Source organism: Streptomyces sulfonofaciens (assembly GCF_014656295.1).
Lineage (GTDB): Bacteria > Actinomycetota > Actinomycetes > Streptomycetales > Streptomycetaceae > Streptomyces > Streptomyces sulfonofaciens.
Genome location: NZ_BNCD01000038.1, coordinates 15,968 through 34,704, shown reverse-complemented (window position 1 = coordinate 34,704; position 18,737 = coordinate 15,968). Strand labels below are relative to the sequence as shown.

17 protein-coding genes are annotated in these 18,737 nt (G+C 72.5%); 8 read left to right on the top strand and 9 right to left on the bottom strand.

Annotated elements, in window-relative coordinates:
* Nucleotides 1-239: 239 nt before the first annotated feature.
* The gene (locus IE313_RS33445) at nt 240-911 is read left to right on the top strand and encodes a VIT1/CCC1 transporter family protein (RefSeq protein WP_229925163.1); all 672 of its coding nucleotides are present in this window, start codon (nt 240-242) and stop codon (nt 909-911) included.
* 245 nt (nt 912-1,156) lie between these two features.
* On the opposite strand, the gene IE313_RS33440 is transcribed toward IE313_RS33445, so the two are convergent.
* The 3 genes from IE313_RS33440 to IE313_RS33430 all read right to left on the bottom strand — a co-directional run bounded on the left by IE313_RS33440 (nt 1,157) and on the right by IE313_RS33430 (nt 4,625).
* Nucleotides 1,157-2,218: a CopD family protein gene (locus IE313_RS33440; protein WP_229925162.1), complete on the bottom strand. Its 1,062-nt coding sequence runs from the start codon at nt 2,216-2,218 to the stop codon at nt 1,157-1,159.
* Nucleotides 2,219-2,651: 433 nt separating this feature from the next.
* On the bottom strand, nt 2,652-4,202 hold the full coding sequence (locus IE313_RS33435; protein WP_189938957.1) for a S8 family peptidase: 1,551 nt from the start codon (nt 4,200-4,202) through the stop codon (nt 2,652-2,654).
* A 267-nt stretch (nt 4,203-4,469) separates the two neighbouring features.
* Nucleotides 4,470-4,625, bottom strand: a complete 156-nt coding sequence (locus IE313_RS33430; RefSeq protein ID WP_189938955.1) for a hypothetical protein — start codon at nt 4,623-4,625, stop codon at nt 4,470-4,472.
* A gap of 83 nt (nt 4,626-4,708) precedes the next feature.
* Here IE313_RS33430 and IE313_RS33425 point away from each other — a divergent pair, with 83 nt between their 5' ends.
* The 3 genes from IE313_RS33425 to moaA all read left to right on the top strand — a co-directional run bounded on the left by IE313_RS33425 (nt 4,709) and on the right by moaA (nt 8,111).
* Entirely contained in the window at nt 4,709-5,098 is a 390-nt protein-coding gene (locus IE313_RS33425; protein ID WP_189938953.1) for a DUF485 domain-containing protein, read from the top strand.
* Nucleotides 5,095-6,747 carry a monocarboxylic acid transporter gene (locus IE313_RS33420; RefSeq protein WP_189938950.1) on the top strand — a complete coding sequence of 551 codons (1,653 nt, stop codon included), beginning with the start codon at nt 5,095-5,097 and terminating at the stop codon, nt 6,745-6,747. Before IE313_RS33425 ends, IE313_RS33420 begins: the two co-directional genes overlap by 4 nt.
* A 350-nt stretch (nt 6,748-7,097) precedes the next feature.
* On the top strand, nt 7,098-8,111 hold the full coding sequence (gene moaA, locus IE313_RS33415) for a GTP 3',8-cyclase MoaA (protein ID WP_189938948.1): 1,014 nt from the start codon (nt 7,098-7,100) through the stop codon (nt 8,109-8,111).
* 166 nt (nt 8,112-8,277) lie between these two features.
* On the opposite strand, the gene IE313_RS33410 is transcribed toward moaA, so the two are convergent.
* From IE313_RS33410 to IE313_RS33390, 5 genes are all read right to left on the bottom strand, one after another.
* Nucleotides 8,278-8,541 (bottom strand): hypothetical protein, encoded by a 264-nt coding sequence (locus IE313_RS33410; protein ID WP_189938946.1) that lies wholly within the window; start codon nt 8,539-8,541, stop codon nt 8,278-8,280.
* A gap of 300 nt (nt 8,542-8,841) precedes the next feature.
* A complete protein-coding gene (locus IE313_RS33405; protein ID WP_189938944.1) occupies nt 8,842-9,309 on the bottom strand; it encodes a DUF3099 domain-containing protein in 468 nt (155 codons plus the stop codon).
* 389 nt (nt 9,310-9,698) lie between these two features.
* Nucleotides 9,699-10,967, bottom strand: coding sequence for a tyrosine--tRNA ligase (gene tyrS / locus IE313_RS33400; protein ID WP_189938942.1), 1,269 nt, complete (start codon nt 10,965-10,967; stop codon nt 9,699-9,701).
* 131 nt (nt 10,968-11,098) lie between these two features.
* Complete coding sequence (locus IE313_RS33395; RefSeq protein ID WP_189938940.1) at nt 11,099-12,508, bottom strand: metallopeptidase TldD-related protein; 1,410 nt, start codon at nt 12,506-12,508, stop codon at nt 11,099-11,101.
* The gene (locus IE313_RS33390) at nt 12,505-14,028 is read right to left on the bottom strand and encodes a TldD/PmbA family protein (protein ID WP_189938938.1); all 1,524 of its coding nucleotides are present in this window, start codon (nt 14,026-14,028) and stop codon (nt 12,505-12,507) included. Before IE313_RS33390 ends, IE313_RS33395 begins: the two co-directional genes overlap by 4 nt.
* 434 nt (nt 14,029-14,462) lie before the next feature.
* On the opposite strand from IE313_RS33390, the gene fabG reads away from it, so the two are divergent.
* Together fabG and fabI are read left to right on the top strand one after the other, a co-directional pair.
* Nucleotides 14,463-15,167, top strand: a complete 705-nt coding sequence (gene fabG, locus IE313_RS33385) for a 3-oxoacyl-[acyl-carrier-protein] reductase (RefSeq protein WP_189938935.1) — start codon at nt 14,463-14,465, stop codon at nt 15,165-15,167.
* Nucleotides 15,168-15,172: 5 nt separating this feature from the next.
* Nucleotides 15,173-15,940 carry an enoyl-ACP reductase FabI gene (gene fabI / locus IE313_RS33380; RefSeq protein ID WP_189938933.1) on the top strand — a complete coding sequence of 256 codons (768 nt, stop codon included), beginning with the start codon at nt 15,173-15,175 and terminating at the stop codon, nt 15,938-15,940.
* A 146-nt stretch (nt 15,941-16,086) separates the two neighbouring features.
* Here fabI and IE313_RS33375 read toward each other — a convergent pair whose 3' ends face one another.
* A complete protein-coding gene (locus IE313_RS33375; protein WP_189938931.1) occupies nt 16,087-16,797 on the bottom strand; it encodes a FadR/GntR family transcriptional regulator in 711 nt (236 codons plus the stop codon).
* Between the two features lie 60 nt (nt 16,798-16,857).
* Between IE313_RS33375 and IE313_RS33370 the strand changes: the two genes are divergently transcribed.
* A complete protein-coding gene (locus IE313_RS33370; RefSeq protein WP_189938929.1) occupies nt 16,858-18,252 on the top strand; it encodes a CynX/NimT family MFS transporter in 1,395 nt (464 codons plus the stop codon).
* Between the two features lie 208 nt (nt 18,253-18,460).
* A complete protein-coding gene (locus tag IE313_RS36110; protein WP_268256814.1) occupies nt 18,461-18,577 on the top strand; it encodes an SGM_5486 family transporter-associated protein in 117 nt (38 codons plus the stop codon).
* Nucleotides 18,578-18,737 lie beyond the last annotated feature (160 nt).

Sequence of the window (18,737 nt, the reverse complement as noted above, 5' to 3'; positions counted from 1 at the left end):
GGGGGCGGGCCCCCGGCCGGCCCACAGCCGCCGCGCCGGGTGGGCGTCGCGCCGGGCGCGCGGTGCGTCGGCGGGCGGCGCCGGCCCGGTCCACGGCGCGGCGTGCCCGTGTCGGACCCCTCATCGGGGGGTGAGACCCTGTGCCGGTGAGTGATCAGCAATCCGACAACGACCCGCAGGGCGGCGGGCGTCCGAAGGCCGCACCGGACGACGGGCACCGTGAGGAACACGGCGGCTCGCTGGGAGAGCGGCTCAACTGGCTGCGGGCCGCCGTGCTCGGCGCCAACGACGGCGTGGTCTCCACCGCGGGCCTCGTCGTCGGAGTCGCGGGAGCCACCGATGCGCGCAGCACCCTGCTGACCGCGGGCCTCGCGGGGCTGCTCGCCGGCTCCATGTCCATGGCGACGGGCGAGTACGTCTCGGTGTCCACCCAGCGGGACACCGAGAAGGCCGCACTCGCGATGGAACGGCGCGAGCTGCGCGAACAGCCCGAGGAGGAGCTGGAGGAGCTGACGGGGCTGCTCCAGGAGCGCGGTCTGGACCGCGAGGTGGCCCGGCAGGCCGCGCTCCAGCTCACCGAGCGCGACGCGCTGCGCGCCCACGCGAGCGTGGAACTCGGCATCGACCCCGACGAGCTGACGAACCCGTGGCACGCCGCCTGGGCCAGCTTCGTCGCCTTCACCGCGGGCGCGCTGCTGCCGCTGCTGGCGATCGTCCTGCCGTCGCCCGCGTGGCGGTTGCCCGTCACCGTGGTGTGCGTCCTCGTCACCCTGGTGGTCACCGGCTGGACGAGCGCCCGCCTCGGCGCGGCCGCGGTCCGCCCGGCGATCCTGCGGAACGTGGCGGGCGGCGCCCTCGCGATGGCCGTGACCTATGCCGTGGGATCGCTGCTGGGGGCCGCGGGCGTGTGACCGGCGGGACGGGCGTCGGGGTACGAACACGGCGGCCGTCGTCCAGGGCGGGGCAGGTGGACCGGCCCTGACTCACCGGCCGTTCCCCGCCGTCCCGAGCCGTGCCGGACCGCACCGGCCGCCGCCATCCGCCGCCACCCGCCCGGACGCGACCGTCCGGGCGGCACCCGACCGACGGAGCGTCCGCCGTTCCGCGCCCGCCGTGCGCCTGCCGTACCGTGCGGGCCGTGCGCCTGAGGCCCTGCTCACCATCTGATCGGCAGCGGCAGAGCCGTCAGCAGGGCCGAGACCACGACCACCACACCGAGCAGCACCACCTCGGCACGGGCCGGTGCGCAGGCGGTGAGGGGGTCGTGGTGGTCCCCGGCGCCCGGCCGGCCCCGGATCCGGACCGGCAGCCGGGCCCCGGGCCGCAGTGCGCGCCGCAGCCGCAGCCGCGCGACGCAGGCCAGTGCCGCGGCCGCCGCCACCAGCAGCACCTTCGCCAGCAGCGTCCGGCCGTAGGCCGTCGTCACCAGTTGGCCGAGGACGGTGTCGAAGGGCATACGGCGGAGGCTGCTCACCACACCGGTGAGGGTGACCGCCGCGAGCAGCGCGGCCGCCGCGCGCGCGTACCGGCCCAGCAGTGCGGCCGCGGCGACGGCACCGGGCGCGGCGACGGCACCGGGCGCGGCCGGCCGGCCGGAGGGGCCGGGCCCGCCCCACAGCCGTACCGTCCGCAGCACCTGCCAGAGGCCGCCCGCCCACAGCGCGGCACACGTCAGATGGACACCGGTCAGCCCGTAGCCGAGCAGCGGCACGGACTCCCACGCCAGATGGGCGCGGAACGCCTCGGCGCCGATGACCGCGGCCGCGGGCAGCGCCCGGCTCAGCGTGCTCCGGGACCGGGACCACAGCCCCGCCAGCACGAAGGCGTTGACCTCAGTGAGGGCGAGGACGCCGTCCCGGGTCCGGTACAGCCCGCCGATGTCGACGTCCGACAGCCGGTGCGGCACCAGGTTGCCGGTCGACGCCACCGAGGCCAGGCACAGCGCGGCCAGGAACCCGGTGGCCGCCGCGCAGCCGGCCCAGGAGGCCGGGGCCCGCGCGGTCGGAGCGCCGGGCACCCGGTGCGCCAGCCACCGCCCGAACACCTCCCCGACCGGTACGCACAGCGCCGCGAAGAGGACCGCACGCAGCGCCGCGAGGCCGTGCACACCCGGCGCGGCCTCCTCGCCCGTGCCGTGCAGCGCCGCGGACGGGCCCAGCAGCGGGACGGCGGCCACGGCGAGGGCGAGGAGGACGATCAGGGCGGCTGACCGTCCCAGGCCCGCACGGGGCGGTTCGGGGCGCCACCCGAAGGGGCCGTCGGCGCCCGCGGGGCCTGAGGCGTTCGTGGCCCCTCCGCGGTCATGCGCGAGGAGCGGGGGCGCGCCGTGGCCGCCGGCCGCGCCCCGTGCCGCCGCACGGCTCCCGGCCGGCTCTCCGTGCGCCTCGCCGTTCGTCTCGCCGTTCGTCTCGGCAACAGGTGGTATCGAACTCACACAGGGATCCTCACCGGCGGGTGCGGACCGGGCAACTCGGGTCATTTACCGGAATGACCGGCAACCCGGTCGGAGGCCGCCGTTCGGGTGAGGGGGCCCGCGTCCGGGCTGACGAAGCGGCGGCCGCCCGGGACGGACCAGGCCCCGGACGGCCGCCGCTCTTCAGCGCTCGCAAGCGCTCTCGGTACCCTCGCGCGCCGTCAGGCGCGTACCGCCGCTACTTCCGTACGGCGTTCAGAGCGTCCGCGATGCCCACGCCGTAGAAGCCGGTCTTTCCGTTGCCGGCGGCGCACACGGCGTCGATCCGACCGTCGCCGTCGACGTCGTACGGGTCGGTGCACGGCGTGGCGTCAGCGCCCTTGTACAGCAGCGCCTTCACCTGGGCCGGCGAGGCCCCCGGGTGCGTCGACTTGATGAGCGCAGCAACGCCCACGACATGCGGGGTCGCCATGGACGTACCGGACATGTAGCCCCAGGAGCCGCCCGGCAGCGTGCCGAGGATCGAGCCGTTGGTGGCGGGCGGGGCGGGCGGCTGGAAGGCGGTGGCGTCGCCGCCGGGCGCCGCGATGTCGATGGTGCCCAGGCCGTAGTTGGAGAACGACGACTTGATGCCCTTGGCGCCGGTGGCGGCGACCGTCACCACGCCCGGCAGTTGGGTCGGGATGTCCTTGCAGACCGCCGGGTCGACGGTCCGCGGGACCGGCTTGGTGTCGTTGGGGCTGGACGGGTCGACGATCGAGTCCGAGGCCAGGTCGTACGACTCGTTGCCGGCGGCCGCGACGTTCACCGTGCCCTTGCGCTCCGCGTACTGCGAGGCCCGGCTGACCGCGTCGACCAGCGCGCGCTGGTCGGGGTCGTCCGTGCAGTTGAAGTACCACGGGTCCGTGTAGTAGCTGTTGTTGGTGACGTCCACGTGGTGCTCCGCCGCCCAGACGAAGCCGCAGACGACGGCCTCCGTGTAGAAGAAGCCCTCCGTGGTGGCGACCTTGATGCCGGCCACCCGCACGCCCGGCGCCACACCCGTCATCCCGATGCCGTTCTTGGCCGCCGCGATCTCACCGGCGACATGGGTGCCGTGCGGGCTCTCCGCAGCGCCGGGCCGCCAGGCACCGTCGGTGGTGTCCGGCTTGCCGGAGACGCAGTTCACCGAGGCGGCGCGGTTGAAGTTCGGGGCGATGTCCGGGTGGGTGTCGTCCACTCCGGTGTCGATCACGGCGACCGTGACGTGCCGGCTGCCCAGGGTCAGCTCGTGCGCCTTGTCCGCCTTGATGGCCGGCAGGTCCCACTGCTGGGGCTCCAGCGGGTCCTGGCCCGCTCCGGCCCGTGCGGCCGCGGCCTTCACCTGGGCCGCGGTGAGCGGCGTCGGCTTGCCGGTGTCGGTGGTGGACTGGGCGGGCAGGGGCGCGGTGCGGGTGGCGCCCGCCGATTCGACGCCGCGCACGGTGCGTATCTCCTCGGCGAAGCCGGCGTTCGCGGAGTGCACCACGATCACGCCTATCTGGTCGTAGGACGTGACGACGCTGCCGCCGGCGTCGGATATCGCCCGCAGCACGGCACGGGAAGCGCCGTGCCCGGGCCGTACGTTGACCACATAGCTCAGCTCCGGGCCGTCGGCGGCCGCGGCCGCCCGGCCCTGGACGGCCGGGGCGCCGGCCGCGCCGTCGGCCGCCGACGCGGTGACGTTCGGCAGGAAGGCGAGGGCCGAGGCCAGGGCGATGCCGAAGGGCAGGGCCATGGTGCGGCGGGAACGGGCCAGGTGAGCGGTCATGGGTTCTCCTGTCTGAGCAAGGGGGATCTCCACTTCTCGGGGCAGTGCGGTCGCCACGCCCGCGCCTGCGGGCCACGACCTCGGGGCCCGCAGGATGCGGAACTGCCCGAACACGGTGGTGCTCGGGCAGTTGCATGACGCATGACGTATGACTCAGGTGAAGTTATCCCTGTACTCGCTGGCCAGCAACGAGTTCCGAAAGAAACCCGGCCGGTTGAACCGAGCCCTCGGCCCCGCCGTGCCGTTGAACAGGGGGCAGGAACGGGGTCAGCGACCCGTGGCAGGACCGCATGCGTCCGTACCCGAGCCGCCGCTCCCGCCGCTTCGTATCCGTCGTATCCGTCGTTTCCGCAGCTCCTCCAGCTCCTCCAGCTCCTCCAGCTCCTCCAGCTCCTCCAGCTCCTCCAGCTCCTCCAGCTCCACCAGCTCCTTCAGTCCCTCCGGTTCCCGAAGTCCCCACCCGACACCCGCACCCGCACCCGCACCCGCACCCGCAAGGAGGCACCATGACCACCGACGCAGGGCCACCGGCCCAGGAGAACCCCCCGGGCGAGCCGGCCCCGCGAGCCGCGGGGGCCGCACTGCCGTCCGCCGCCGAGTTCGCCGAGGTCCAGCAGAGCCCGCAGTTCGGCGAACTGCGCCGGGCCCACCGGAACTTCGCCTTCCCGCTCACCGTCGCCTTCGTCCTCTGGTACCTGCTGTACGTCCTGCTGTCCAACTACGCGGGCTCGTTCATGGGCACCAAGATCGTCGGCAATATCAACGTCGCCCTGGTGTTCGGCCTCGCGCAGTTCCTGACCACGTTCCTCATCGCCTGGTGGTACGCGCACCACGCCGCCACCCGGCTCGACCCGAAGGCCCAGGCCATCAAGAACCGGTTGGAGGACGGCTCATGAGCCCCGCGACCACCCTCGCCGCCGGCGCCCGCCTGGCCGGCACCCCGCTCGCAGCCGAGGACGTCAGCGACCACCGGGCGCTGATCATCTCGCTGTTCGTGGTCATCGTCCTCGTCACCCTCGGCATCACCGTCTGGGCCGGCCGGCAGACCAGGAACGCCGTCGACTTCTACGCGGGCGGCCGGCAGTTCACCGCCTTCCAGAACGGACTCGCCGTCTCCGGCGACTACATGTCCGCCGCGTCCTTCCTCGGTATCGCGGGCGCCATCGCGCTGGCCGGCTACGACGGCTTCCTGTACTCCATCGGCTTCCTCGTCGCCTGGCTGGTGGCCCTGCTGCTGGTGGCCGAGCCGCTGCGCAACTCCGGCCGCTTCACCATGGGCGACGTGCTCGCCTACCGCATGCGCCAGCGCCCGGTGCGCACGGCCGCCGGTGTCTCCACCATCGTGGTGTCCATCTTCTACCTGCTGGCCCAGATGGCCGGTGCCGGTGTCCTCGTCTCGCTGCTGCTCGGCATCACCAGCGACGGCGGAAAGATCGGCATCGTCGCTCTGGTCGGCCTGCTGATGGTCGTCTACGTCACCATCGGCGGTATGAAGGGCACCACCTGGGTGCAGATGGTCAAGGCGGTGCTGCTCATCGGCGGCACCGTGCTGATCACCTTCCTGGTACTGCTGAAGTTCGACTTCAACATCTCGGACCTGCTGGGCAAGGCGGCCGACAACAGCGGCAAGGGGTCGGCGTTCCTCGAGCCGGGGCTCAAGTACGGCCTCACCGCCACGTCCAAGCTGGACTTCATCTCGCTGGGCATCGCCCTGGTGCTGGGCACCGCGGGCCTGCCGCACATCCTGATCCGGTTCTACACGGTGCCCACGGCGAAGGCCGCCCGCAAGTCGGTGAACTGGGCGATCGGCATCATCGGCCTCTTCTACCTGATGACGATCGTGCTCGGCTTCGGTGCCGCGGCTCTGGTCGGACCCAAGGAGATCGTCGCCTCCAACCCGGCGGGCAACACGGCCGCGCCGCTGCTCGCGCTGCACGTCGGGGGCACGGGCTCCACCTGGGGGGCGATCCTGCTCGCGGTCATCTCGGCGGTCGCCTTCGCCACCATCCTGGCGGTCGTCGCGGGACTCACGCTCGCCTCGTCGTCCTCGTTCGCCCACGACATCTACGCGAACGTCGTCAAGAAGGGCCGGGCGACCGAGAAGCAGGAGGTGGCGGCCGCACGTTGGGCGACCGTCGCCATCGGCATCGTCTCCATCGCGCTCGGCGCGCTCTCGCGTGACCTGAACGTCGCGGGCCTGGTGGCCCTCGCCTTCGCCGTGGCCGCCTCCGCCAACCTGCCCACCATCCTCTACAGCCTGTTCTGGAAGCGTTTCACCACCCAGGGCGCGCTGTGGTCCATCTACGGCGGCCTGGTCACGGCGGTCGTCCTGGTGCTGTTCTCGCCGGTCGTCTCCGGCAAGGCGACCTCGATGTTCCCGGACGCCGACTTCCACTGGTTCCCGCTGGAGAACCCCGGCCTCATCTCCATCCCCGTCGGCTTCCTGCTCGGCTGGCTGGCCACGCTCCTGTCCAAGGAGGAACCGGACGCCGCCAAGTACGCGGAACTGGAGGTCCGCTCGCTCACGGGCACCGGCGCCCACTGAGCCGGCGTCGAGCCCGCCCCGTCGGTGCCGAGCCGGTCCGAGCCGCTCCGAGCCGGTTGAGCCGGATTCGACCGCACGGGCCCGTGCGTGCCCCGGAGTTCACGCCGGGGCACGCACTCCGTGTGCAGGGCACCCCCGTTGCGCCGCCGCGGGGGTGCCCGGAGGAGGGTGGCCGGGGGCGGGCCCCGGGCCGGGCGCGCCCGATCCCGTCCCGATTGCGCCCCGGCCCGCCCGGTCGACCGGCGGCCGGGGCGCGGATCCGGCCGTCGTGGGTGAAGCCGCCACACCACATTCCGCCCACTCTCGCGTACGCTCGCGGTAACACACCTTGAACAGGGAGGGGGCCCCACGTGCTCATCGACACCTACGGCCGAGTGGCCACCGACCTGCGGGTCTCACTGACCGACCGCTGCAACCTCCGCTGCACCTACTGCATGCCGGAGGAGGGCCTGCAGTGGCTGGCCAAGCCGGACCTGCTCACCGATGACGAGATCGTCCGGCTCGTCGGGATAGCCGTCACCCGACTCGGCGTCACCGAGGTCCGTTTCACCGGCGGCGAGCCCCTGCTCCGCCCCGGCCTGACCGGCATCGTCGAACGCGTCGCCGCGCTCACGCCCCGTCCCAGGATGTCCCTGACCACCAACGGCATCGGCCTCGCACGCACCGCCGCCGCGCTGAAGGCCGCGGGCCTCGACCGGGTCAACGTCTCGCTGGACACCCTGCGCCCCGACGTCTTCAAGACCCTCACCCGGCGCAGCCGCCACCACGACGTACTGGCCGGCCTGGAGGCCGCCAGGTCGGCGGGCCTGACCCCCGTCAAGGTGAACGCCGTCCTGATGCCCGGCCTGAACGACGACGAGGCCCCCGACCTCCTCGCGTGGGCCATGGCCGAAGGCTACGAGCTGCGCTTCATCGAGCAGATGCCGCTCGACGCCCAGCACGGCTGGCGCCGCTCCGGAATGATCACCGCGGGTGACATCCTCACTTCGCTGCGCACCCGTTTCACGCTGGCGCCGGAGGCGTCGGGAGAACGCGGCTCCGCTCCGGCCGAACGCTGGCTCGTCGACGGCGGGCCCTACCGGGTCGGGGTCATCGCCTCGGTGACCCGCCCGTTCTGTGCCGCCTGCGACCGTACGCGGTTGACGGCGGACGGCCAGGTCCGCACCTGCCTGTTCGCCACGGAGGAGACGGACCTGCGGGCCGCCCTGCGGTCCGGTACGGCGGGCGAGGGCGACGGGCCCGGCTCGGACGACGAGGTGGCCCGGCTGTGGCGGCTTGCGATGTGGGGCAAGAAGGCTGGCTCCGGTCTGGACGACCCCACGTTCCTCCAGCCGGACCGCCCGATGTCGGCGATCGGCGGCTGACCGGCCGCTGAGGAGGCAGAGCCCCTGCGCACCGTGCACAGGGGCCGCGCCGACCGCGGCCCGGCCGCGGGAACTCGCCCCACTGGGCGGCCCGACCCCGGGGAGTCGGCCGCCCAGTGGCATGAACTGATCACGAAGGGTCCCGTCGTGGGCGCGCCGCAGCCGCTCAGTCCCCGGCCGGTGCACCCCCACCGGAGTCTTCGGAAGGCCCCTCGGCCTCCTCCCGCTCCCGCCACTCGGCGAACGGCACCACGTCCTTCAAAAACCCCCGCACGCCGAGGAACTGCGAGAGGTGCTCACGGTGCTCCTCGCAGGCCAGCCAGGTCTTGCGGCGTTCGGGCTGATGGATCTTCGGATTGTTCCAGGCGAGTACCCAGACGGCGGCCGCACGGCAGCCCTTCGCGGAACAGATCGGTGTTTCGTCACTCACCCGTACATCTCACCAGGACGTCGCCGCCGAGTGCCGACGGGGGCTGCACCACCGCGAAGCCCGGCGGCCGCCACGGGGCTCGACGGGATGGGAGCACCGGAACGGCAGCGGGGGAGGGGCCGGCAAAAGGCGACGCCGAGCAGCCACGGGGGGAGCTGCCCGGCGTCGGTCCGTCGCTCCGACGGGGGATGCGGAGCGCTATCGAAGTATGTCACGCGGGACCCGCCGCCCGGCACCGGAACAGCATGATTGATCTGAGCTTTTCTTGAGCTTGGTCAGTCGTTCTGTCATCGTCCGTGGTCAGGTGTGGTCTTGGGGTGCAGACCCGGAGGGATCGGGGGTGGCCGTGGTGGCGCTACCGGAGTCCGGGGAGGGCGCTGTGGGCACTCCGGAGCCCTCCGGGCCCGATGGGGCGGCCGCCTCCGAGGACGGTGGCCGGTGCGCCGCCTGCTCCGCGGCCGGGCGCTGTGCACGGTCCGTCAGCATCGGGCGCGAGGGGGTCGGCACGAACGTCGGCGGCTGCGACGGTGCGTTCTCCCGGCCGGCGTTCGCGATCACCACCGCGATGTAGGGCAGGATGAAACCGAGGACCAGGGCCACGATGGCGACGGGCTGCGCCACGTTCCACAGGGTGATCGCGAGGATGACCGAGATGGTCCGGACGACCATCGAGATCACGTACCGCCGCTGCCTGCCGCGGACGTCGTCGTTCAGTCCCTGCCGGGCCCCTGTGATTCGGAAGACCTCGGCCTTGCGCTGCTTCCGCATCACTCCACCACCTTTCCCCGCGCCCGGAACGGGCTGGGGACACCTCGACGTCTGCCGGACGCCGTCCACTCGCACTCGACGCGGACCCGTCCGGCCCGAGGTCCGTTCACTGCCTACCGTACGCCGGGGGCAGGGGGCCTTCGAGTCCAGCCCGCTCTTGTTACGCCGATCCCGCGCGGCGTCGCACGGATGGCCGGACCTGCCGCCCGGCACATGCGCAGAACGGGCCGCCGGGGCCCCGTCAGGCCGGTTCCGTGTGGCACAGTCAGGCCCGCGCCGCCCGCCCCGGACTGATTCCGGGCGCCCGCCGGGGCAGCCGAAGGCCGCGGGAGCGGGTGGGGGAAGAGGAGGAGGGCGGACGCAGCCTGCGCCCGCCCCTCCCGCGTCAGTCAGCCACCGACGACCTCGACCGCCGCCAGGTTCCGCTTGCCGCGGCGCAGCAGCAGCCACCTGCCGTGCAGCAGGTCCCCGGAACCGGGGACGTGCTCCTCGGCGGTGACCTTGGTGTTGTTCACGTACGCCCCGCCCTCCTTGATCGTGCGGCGGGCGGCGGACTTGCTGGGCGCTAGGCCCACCTCGGCGAGCAGGTCCACCACCGGGCCGAGCGTGGACACCCGGGTGTGCGGCACCTCCGCGAGCGCCGCGGACAGCGTCGACTCGTCCAGAGCGGCCAGGTCGCCCTGCCCGAACAGCGCCTTCGACGCGGCGATCACCGCCGCGCACTGCTGCGGGCCGTGCACCAGTGTCGTCAGCTCCTCGGCCAGCGACCGCTGCGCCGCACGCGCCTGCGGACGCTCCTGCGTCTGCCGCTCCAGCTCCTCCAACTCGGCACGGCCCTTGAAGCTGAGGATGCGCTGGTAGGCGGAGATGTCCCGGTCGTCGACGTTCAGCCAGAACTGGTAGAACGCGTACGGCGTGGTCATCTCCGGGTCCAGCCAGACGGCCCCGCCCTCGGTCTTGCCGAACTTGGTGCCGTCCGCCTTGGTCATCAGCGGGGTCGCCAGCGCATGCACCTCGGCGCCGGGCTCCAGCCGGTGGATCAGGTCCAGCCCCGCGGTGAGGTTGCCCCACTGGTCGCTGCCGCCCTGCTGGAGGACGCAGCCGTAGCGCCGGTAGAGCTGGAGGAAGTCCATGCCCTGGAGGATCTGGTAGCTGAACTCCGTGTAGCTGATGCCCTGGTCGGACTCCAGCCGGCGGGCCACGGAGTCCTTGGTGAGCATCTTGTTGACGCGGAAGTGCTTGCCGATGTCCCGCAGGAACTCGATCGCAGTGAGGCCGGCCGTCCAGTCCAGGTTGTTCACCATCCGCGCGGCGTTCTCCCCCTCGAAGGAGAGGAACGGCTCGATCTGGTGGCGCAGCTTGTCCACCCAGCCCGCGACCGTCTCCGGCGGGTTCAGCGTGCGCTCCGCGGTGGGGCGAGGGTCGCCGATCAGGCCGGTGGCCCCGCCGACCAGCGCCAGCGGCCGGTGCCCGGCCTGCTGGAGCCGGCGGACGGTGAGCACCTGCACCAGATGGCCCACATGCAGACTGGGCGCCGTGGGGTCGAAGCCGCAATAGAACGTGAGGGGACCGCCCGCGAGCGCCTTGCGCAATGCGTCCTCGTCCGTGGAGAGGGCGAACAGCCCCCGCCACTTCAGCTCGTCGACGATGTCCGTCACGGTCCTGTGTCTCCTTCATCAGGTGAAACGGGCGGTCCGCATCCCGGGCGGAACCGGCCCCGTCGTCCATACATCAGGTGCGGTGCCCGCGATGCTCCGGGCCCCAGCCAGTCTATGAGGCCCGGAGAAGGTCACACGCCCTTGCTGACCGAGCTCATGTTGAAGTCCGGCACGCGCAGGGCCGGCATCGCGGTCCTGGTGAACCAGTCGCTCCACTCGCGCGGCAGCGTCTTCTCGGTGCGCCCGGCCTCCACCGCACGCCCGAGCACGTCCACCGGCGACTCGTTGAACCTGAAATTGTTTACCGCGCCGATGACCTCGCCGTCCTCCACGAGGTACACACCGTCCCTGGTGAGACCGGTCAGCAGGAGTGTCGCGGGGTCGACCTCGCGGATGTACCACAGGCAGGTCAGCAGCAGGGCGCGCCCGGTGGTCGCCGCGACCATCTCGTCCAGGGAGCGGTCCGTGCCGCCCTCCAGCACCAGATTGTCGACGGCGGGGGCGACCGGCAGCCCCGTCAGGCCCGCGCTGTGCCGGGTGGTGAGCAGATGCGCCAGCTCGCCCCGGCGCACCCACTCCGTGTTCGACAGGGGCAGGCCGTTGTCGAACACCGATGTGTCCTCGCCCGAGGAGTGCGCCAGTACGAAGGGTGCCGACTCCAGGCCCGGCTCGTGCGGGTCGCTGCGCAGCGTGAGCGGCAGCTCGGCGAGCCGCTCGCCGAGGCGGGTACCGCCGCCCGGTTTGGAGAAGACCGTGCGCCCCTCTGCGGCGTCCCGGGCCGAGGACGACCACAACTGGTAGATCAGCAGGTCCGCGACAGCGGTGGGCGGCAGCAGCGTCTGGTACCGGCCGGCGGGCAGTTCGACGGGGCGCTCGGCCCAGCGCAGGCGCTGCGCGAGGTCCGCGTCGAGCGCGGCGGGGTCGACGTCCTTGAAGTCGCGGGTGGCACGGCCCGCCCATGCCGAGCGCCCGAAGTCAGGGGACTTCGCGTTCAGCTCCAGGGTGCCGGTCGGCTGGTCGTGCCGCAGCCTGAGGCCCGTCGACGTGCCCAGGTAGCTGGAGACGATCTCGTGGTGGGCGAACCCGTACAGCTCGCGGCCGCCCGCGCGGGCCCGGGCGAAGGACTCGCCGAGCGCGGGCGCGAACTCCGCGAAGACGCTGGAGGACGTCTCGGCCGGATCGTCCGTGAAGTCGGGGGACGGGTCGGCCCCGGAGACCAGCGGCTGGGCGTCCTCGGCGGGTCCTGCGCCGCGGGCGGCGGCCTCGGCGGCACGGACCAGCGGTTCGAGATCGTCCGCGGTGACGGCCGAGCGGGACACCACACCGGAGGACGTGCCCTGGGCGCCGTCCACGGTGGCGATCACCGTGAGCGTACGGCCGCGGGTGACGCCGTTGGTGGTCAGGACATTGCCCGCCCAGCGGAGGTTCGCCGAGGAGTGCTCGTCCGCGATCACCACGCAGCCGTCGGCCCGGGACAGCTCCAGGGCGCGCTCGACGACCTCGTACGGCTTGTTCGCGCGGGGGGTGTGCGTGGGGGTCATCGACCGGCCTCCTGCGTCGTATTGAGGATGTTCACGCCACGGAACAGGGCGGACGGGCAGCCGTGCGAGACCGCCGCGACCTGGCCCGGCTGGGCCTTCCCGCAGTTGAAGGCCCCGCCCAGCACATAGGTCTGGGGGCCGCCCACCGCGGTCATCGAGCCCCAGAAGTCGGTCGTCGTCGCCTGGTAGGCGACGTCGCGCAACTGGCCGGCGAGTCGGCCCTTCTCGATGCGGAAGAACCGCTGGCCGGTGAACTGGAAGTTGTACCGCTGCATGTCGATCGACCAGGAGCGGTCGCCGACCACGTAGATGCCGCGGTCCACGCTTCCGATCAGGTCCTCCGTCGAGAGGCCGCCGGGGTCCGGCTGGAGGGAGACGTTCGCCATGCGCTGCACCGGGACGTGCTCCGGGGAGTCGGCGTAGGCGCAGCCGTTCGACCGGTCGAAGCCGGTGAGCCTGGCGATGCGGCGGTCGAGCTGGTAGCCGACCAGGGTGCCGTCCTTGACCAGGTCCCAGGACTGCGCGGCCACGCCCTCGTCGTCGTACCCGATGGTGGCGAGGCCGTGCTCGGCGGTCCTGTCGCCGGTCACGTTCATGATCTCGGAGCCGTACCTGAGCGTGCCGAGCTTGTCGAAGGTGGCGAAGGAGGTGCCCGCGTAGGCGGCCTCGTAGCCGAGTGCGCGGTCCAGCTCGGTGGCGTGGCCGATCGACTCGTGGATGGTCAGCCAGAGGTTGGACGGGTCCACCACCAGGTCGTACGCGCCCGCCGACACGCTGGGGGCACGCATCTTCTCGGCGAGGAGCTCCGGGATCTCGGCCAGCTCGCCGTCCCAGTCCCAGCCGGTGCCGGTCAGGTACTCCCAGCCGCGCCCCACCGGAGGCGCCAGGGTGCGCATCGAGTCGAACTCGCCGCTCGACGCGTCCACCGCCACCGCCGTGAGCTGCGGGTGCAGACGCACCCGCTGCTGGGTGGTGACGGTGCCCGCGGTGTCCGCGTAGAACTTGTTCTCATGGACCGTGAGGAGGGTGGCGTCGACATGGTCCACGCCCTCGGCGCGCAGCAGGCGCGCGCTCCAGTCGGCCAGCAGGGCGCTCTTCTCCTCGTCGGGGACGGAGAAGGGGTCCTTCTCGTACGCGGAGACCCAGGTCTTCTCGGCGTGCACCGGCTCGTCGGCGAGCGAGACGTCGGCCTCGGCCCCGGCCGCCTCGATCACCTTCGCGGACAGCTTCGCCACGGCCACGGCCTGCTCGGCCACCTGGGCCGCTGCGTCCGTCGTCAGGTCCACGCCCGCCGCGAAGCCCCAGGTGCCGGCGTGCACCACACGGACCGCGTATCCGAGGTCGGTGGTGTCCGAGGAACCGGCGGGCTTGGCGTCACGCAACCGCCACGAGGCACTGCGCACGCGCTCGAAACGGAAGTCGGCGTGCTGCGCGCCCAGGGCACGTGCACGGGCCAGCGCCGCGTCGGCGAGAGCCCGCAGCGGGAGCGCCAGGAACGACTGATCGATCTCATGGGCCACGAGCGGCCTCCTGTTCACATGGCTTCGTGGTGGTGCGGCCACGCGGAAGTCAATCACGATGCGGAGAGCCGTGCGGGGGCTGTGGATAACCCTGCGTCGACAGCGTGACCGTGCTCGCCACGGCGCCACGGCGACCGTGACAGCGCGCGCACGGCCATGGCGGCGCGCGTAGTCAGCGAAGCGCGCGTGGCTGGATTTGTGCGACCCCGACGAGCCGTGCCCCCTGCCCGGCCGGTGTGTCCGTGGCGCTGCCCGACGGACCCGGGTGGTCTGCCCCGGCGCCTTCGTGCCCCTCTGCGAGCCGCGGCGGCACCCTTATATGTAGGGACCCGACAGTCATGTCACCGAGCCACTGTGGGGCGCGGATTCTCCGGAGGGCGCCGGCGGCGGATAAGTTTTTGGTGTACCAGACCGCAGAGGGAAAGGGTGATCCGTTGAGCCGCTCGGTTCTCGTCACTGGAGGTAACCGGGGCATCGGCCTGGCCATTGCCCATGCGTTCGCCGAGGCGGGCGACAAGGTCGCGATCACGTACCGCTCGGGAGAGCCGCCGGAGGGCTTCTTCGCCGTGCGGTGCGACATCACCGACACCGAGCAGGTCGAGCAGGCGTACAAGGAGATCGAGGCGGAACAGGGCCCCGTCGAGGTCCTCGTCGCCAACGCCGGGGTCACCAAGGACCAGCTACTGATGCGGATGTCCGAGGAGGACTTCACCTCGGTCCTCGACACCAACCTCACCGGCACCTTCCGCGTCGTCAAGCGCGCCAACCGCGCCATGCTGCGCGCCAAGAAGGGCCGTGTCGTGCTGATCTCGTCCGTGGTGGGCCTGTACGGCTCCGCGGGCCAGGCGAACTACGCCGCCTCGAAGGCCGGTCTGGTGGGCTTCGCGCGCTCCCTCGCCCGCGAGCTGGGCTCGCGGAACATCACCTTCAACGTGGTGGCGCCGGGGTTCGTGGACACCGACATGACGCGCGTCCTCACCGAGGAGCAGCGCGAGAACATCGTCTCCGCCGTGCCGCTCGGCCGCTACGCGCAGCCCTCGGAGATCGCCGCCGCCGTGCGGTTCCTTGCCTCGGACGAGGCGTCGTACATCACTGGAGCCGTCATTCCGGTTGACGGCGGATTGGGCATGGGGCACTGAAGACCATGAGTGGAATCCTCGACGGCAAGCGCATCCTGATCACCGGGGTGCTCATGGAGTCGTCCATCGCCTTCCATGTCGCCAAGCTCTGCCAGGAGCAGGGCGCCGAGATCATCCTGACCGCGTTCCCCCGGCCCACCCTGACCCAGCGCATCGCCAAGAAGCTGCCCGGGCCCGCCAAGGTCATCGAGGTGGACGTCACCAACGAGGAGCACCTGGCAGGGCTGGAGGAGGCGGTCCACGCGGAGCTGGGCGGTCTGGACGGCGTCGTCCACTCCGTCGCCTTCGCCCCGCAGGACGCCCTCGGCGGCAACTTCCTCAACACCTCCTTCGAGTCCGTCGCCACCGCCATGCACGTCTCGGCGTACTCCCTGAAGTCGCTGACCATGGCCTGCCTGCCGCTGATGCAGGACGGCGGCTCCGTCGTCGGCCTCACCTTCGACGCGCGCTACGCCTGGCCGCAGTACGACTGGATGGGCCCGGCCAAGGCGGCCCTGGAGGCCACCAACCGCTACATGGCCCGTGAACTGGGCAAGCAGAACATCCGCTGCAACCTGGTCTCGGCCGGACCGATCGGCTCGATGGCCGCGAAGTCGATCCCCGGCTTCACGGAGCTGGCCTCCGTATGGGACCACCGCGCGCCCCTGGAGTGGGAGCTGAGCGACCCGGAGCCCGCCGCCCGCGGCATCGTGGCACTGCTGTCGGACTGGTTCCCGAAGACCACGGGCGAGATCGTCCACGTCGACGGCGGCGTGCACGCGATCGGCGCCTAGGCGCGTCCACGCCCGCCCGGGTCGAGCGGCCCGGGCGGGCGCGATCCCCTGCCGGGTTCTGCTGCCGGACACGGCCCTCCCGCAACGCGGGCGTGGTCCTCCCCCGATGCGGACACGGCCCTCCGGCGCACCGTGCGCGCACCCTGTCAGCCCTCCGAAGCCCCCTGTCCCGTGCCGGGCGCCTGCCATCTGCCGGGGCGGCACTGGAGCGGGTACCCGGCCGCCTGCGCCGCGGCGGTCCTGGCGTCGCCCGTGCGGATCGCGTCGACCAGGGGAGCGTGGTCCATGTGGGTCTCCGGGGCGAGCACCTGGCCCACGTCCCCGCGCAGCCACTCCCGCAGCACCTCCCCGAGATCGGCGTAGAGCGCCGTCATGACGTCGTTGTGCGAGGCCGCCACCACTGCCATGTGGAAGGTGGTGTCGGCCGTCACGAACGCCTCCGCGTCCCCCGAGTCCCACGCCTCCTCACGGCGCAGCAGCAGCGCGTCCAACTGCTTGAGATCGCGCTCGGTGCGCCGCTCGGCGGCCAGCTCGGCCGCGCTCGACTCCAGTGAGGCACGCAGCTCGGCGACGTGCCGCGGGTCGGCGCCGGCGAACCTGCGGTGCATCACCCCCGCGAGCTCACTGGTGGCGATCACATAGGTGCCCGATCCCTGGCGGATGTCCAGCAGGCCGTTGTGCGCCAGGGCACGGACCGCCTCACGGACCGTGTTGCGGGCCACGCCGAGCTGCTCGACCAGCTCCGGCTCGGTGGGGATACGCGAGCCCACGGGCCACTCGCCCGAGACGATCTGGGCCCGTAGCCCGGCGATGACCTGCTCGGACAGCGCCGATCGGCGGGGGTGGCTCAGCGGCATGGCAGCACGGTGCTTCGCACTCGGGTACGCCTAATCATCCCATGATTCTATGATGACCGCATGGCAGCAGAGGAAACCCGTGAGAGCCGTGTGACGGCACAGGCGCCGATACCCGCCGGCACACCGCACCGTCCGCCCGCGCCTCCCACGTGGCTGACCCGGCTGCTGATCGTGGGCATCGTCCTGGCGGCGCTCAACCTGCGGCCCGCCATCACCAGCCTCGGCGCACTCCTCCAGGACGTCAGGGACAGCCTCGGCATGAGCGGCAGCGTCGCTGGACTGCTGACCTCCGTGCCGCCGCTCTGCTTCGCGGTCTTCGGCATCACGGCCCCCCGCCTGGCCCGCCGCTTCGGCCCCGGCGCCGTGGTGTGCGCGGGTATGGCGGCGGTCACCGCGGGCCTTGCACTGCGGCCCTTCGCGGGCGGCACGGCGCTCTTCCTGGCCGCCAGCGCACTGGCCCTGATGGGCATCGCCGTCAGCAACGTGCTGATGCCGGTCATCGTCAAGCGCTGGTTCCCCGACCGGGTCGGATCCATGACCGGGCTGTACTCCATGGCACTGTCCCTGGGCACCTCGGTGGCCGCCGCCGTGACCGTCCCCGTCACCGACGCCCTGGGCGGCGGGTGGCGTTCAGGGCTAGGGATCTGGGCCGGGCTCGCCGGCATCGCGGCGCTCTCCTGGATCCCCCTCGTACGCCATCGCGACGGCGGCCTCCCCGAGTCGGCCGGCGGCCCGGGCCGGGCCGAGGACGGCCCCCGAGCCACCCGGCCGCACGCCCCTGAGGAGCACGATCGCGGGCCCGCCGCCCAGGAGGGACCCCCGGCGGCCCGCACCCCCGACGGGCACGCCGGGGCCGGGCTGCGGATCACCCGCAGCCGGATCGCCTGGTCGCTCGGCGTCTTCTTCGGCCTGCAGGCATCCAGCGCCTACATCACGATGGGCTGGATGCCGCAGATCTTCCGGGACGCGGGGGTCTCGGCGGGCACCGCCGGCCTGCTGCTGGCCCTCACCATGGTGATAGCCGTGCCGCTTGCCTTCGTGATCCCCCGGATGGCCACCCGCCTTCCGCACCAGGGCCCCATCGTGGTGGTTCTCGGCGTGTGCGGTCTCGCCGGGTACGTCGGGCTCTACCTCGCCCCCGCGGGCGGCGCCCTGCTCTGGGCGGTGCTGCTCGGCCTCTCCGGATGCGCGTTCCCGTTGGCCCTCACCATGGTCGGCATGCGCGCCAGGACCGGCGCTGGAGTCGCCCAGCTCTCGGCGTTCGCCCAGAGCGTCGGCTATCTGATCTCCATCCCGGGCCCGCTGCTGGTGGGCGTGCTCTACCAGCACAGCGGCGGCTGGGGGCTGCCGATCGCCCTGATGATCTGCCTCATGGTGCCGCAGATCCTGGTGGGCGTCCTGGCGGGCCGGGACCGCACCATCGAGGCCGAGCACGGGCGCCCCAGGGCCGCGTGACGGTGTCGCGCGTGAGGCGAGCCCGTGTCGAGCGTGGCGCGCCCCTACCGAGCGGGACACGCGCGTACCGAGCGGGGTGTGAGGGGGCGGGCGCGGTGGCGAAAGGGGCGCGGGGGAGGGGCGGGACGACCGCTGGAGCCGGTGCGACGGGCGGGCCCACGGCGGACCCCGGCAGGGCGGTGGTCCGCCGAGGTGCGAGACTTACGCCATGCCTGTGCTCGATCCGAACCCCCAGAACAGCCAGAAGAAGCTCCTGACGGTGCTGGGCCTCATGCTCGCCATCACCGTGGTCGTAGGGATCATCGCCTCCGTCGTCGCGCCCTGAGACGGCCATCGCCGCACCCTGAGGCGTACCGAGGCGCGGGGTCCGTCCGGCGGGCGCAAGAGGCCGTCCGCCGGCGGGGCGGCGTGCCCGTCGGCCGTTCGGCAGCCGCCTCAACGGGGCGGTCCGGCGGGCGGGTGGTGGGGCTGGCCCCCCATCCCCT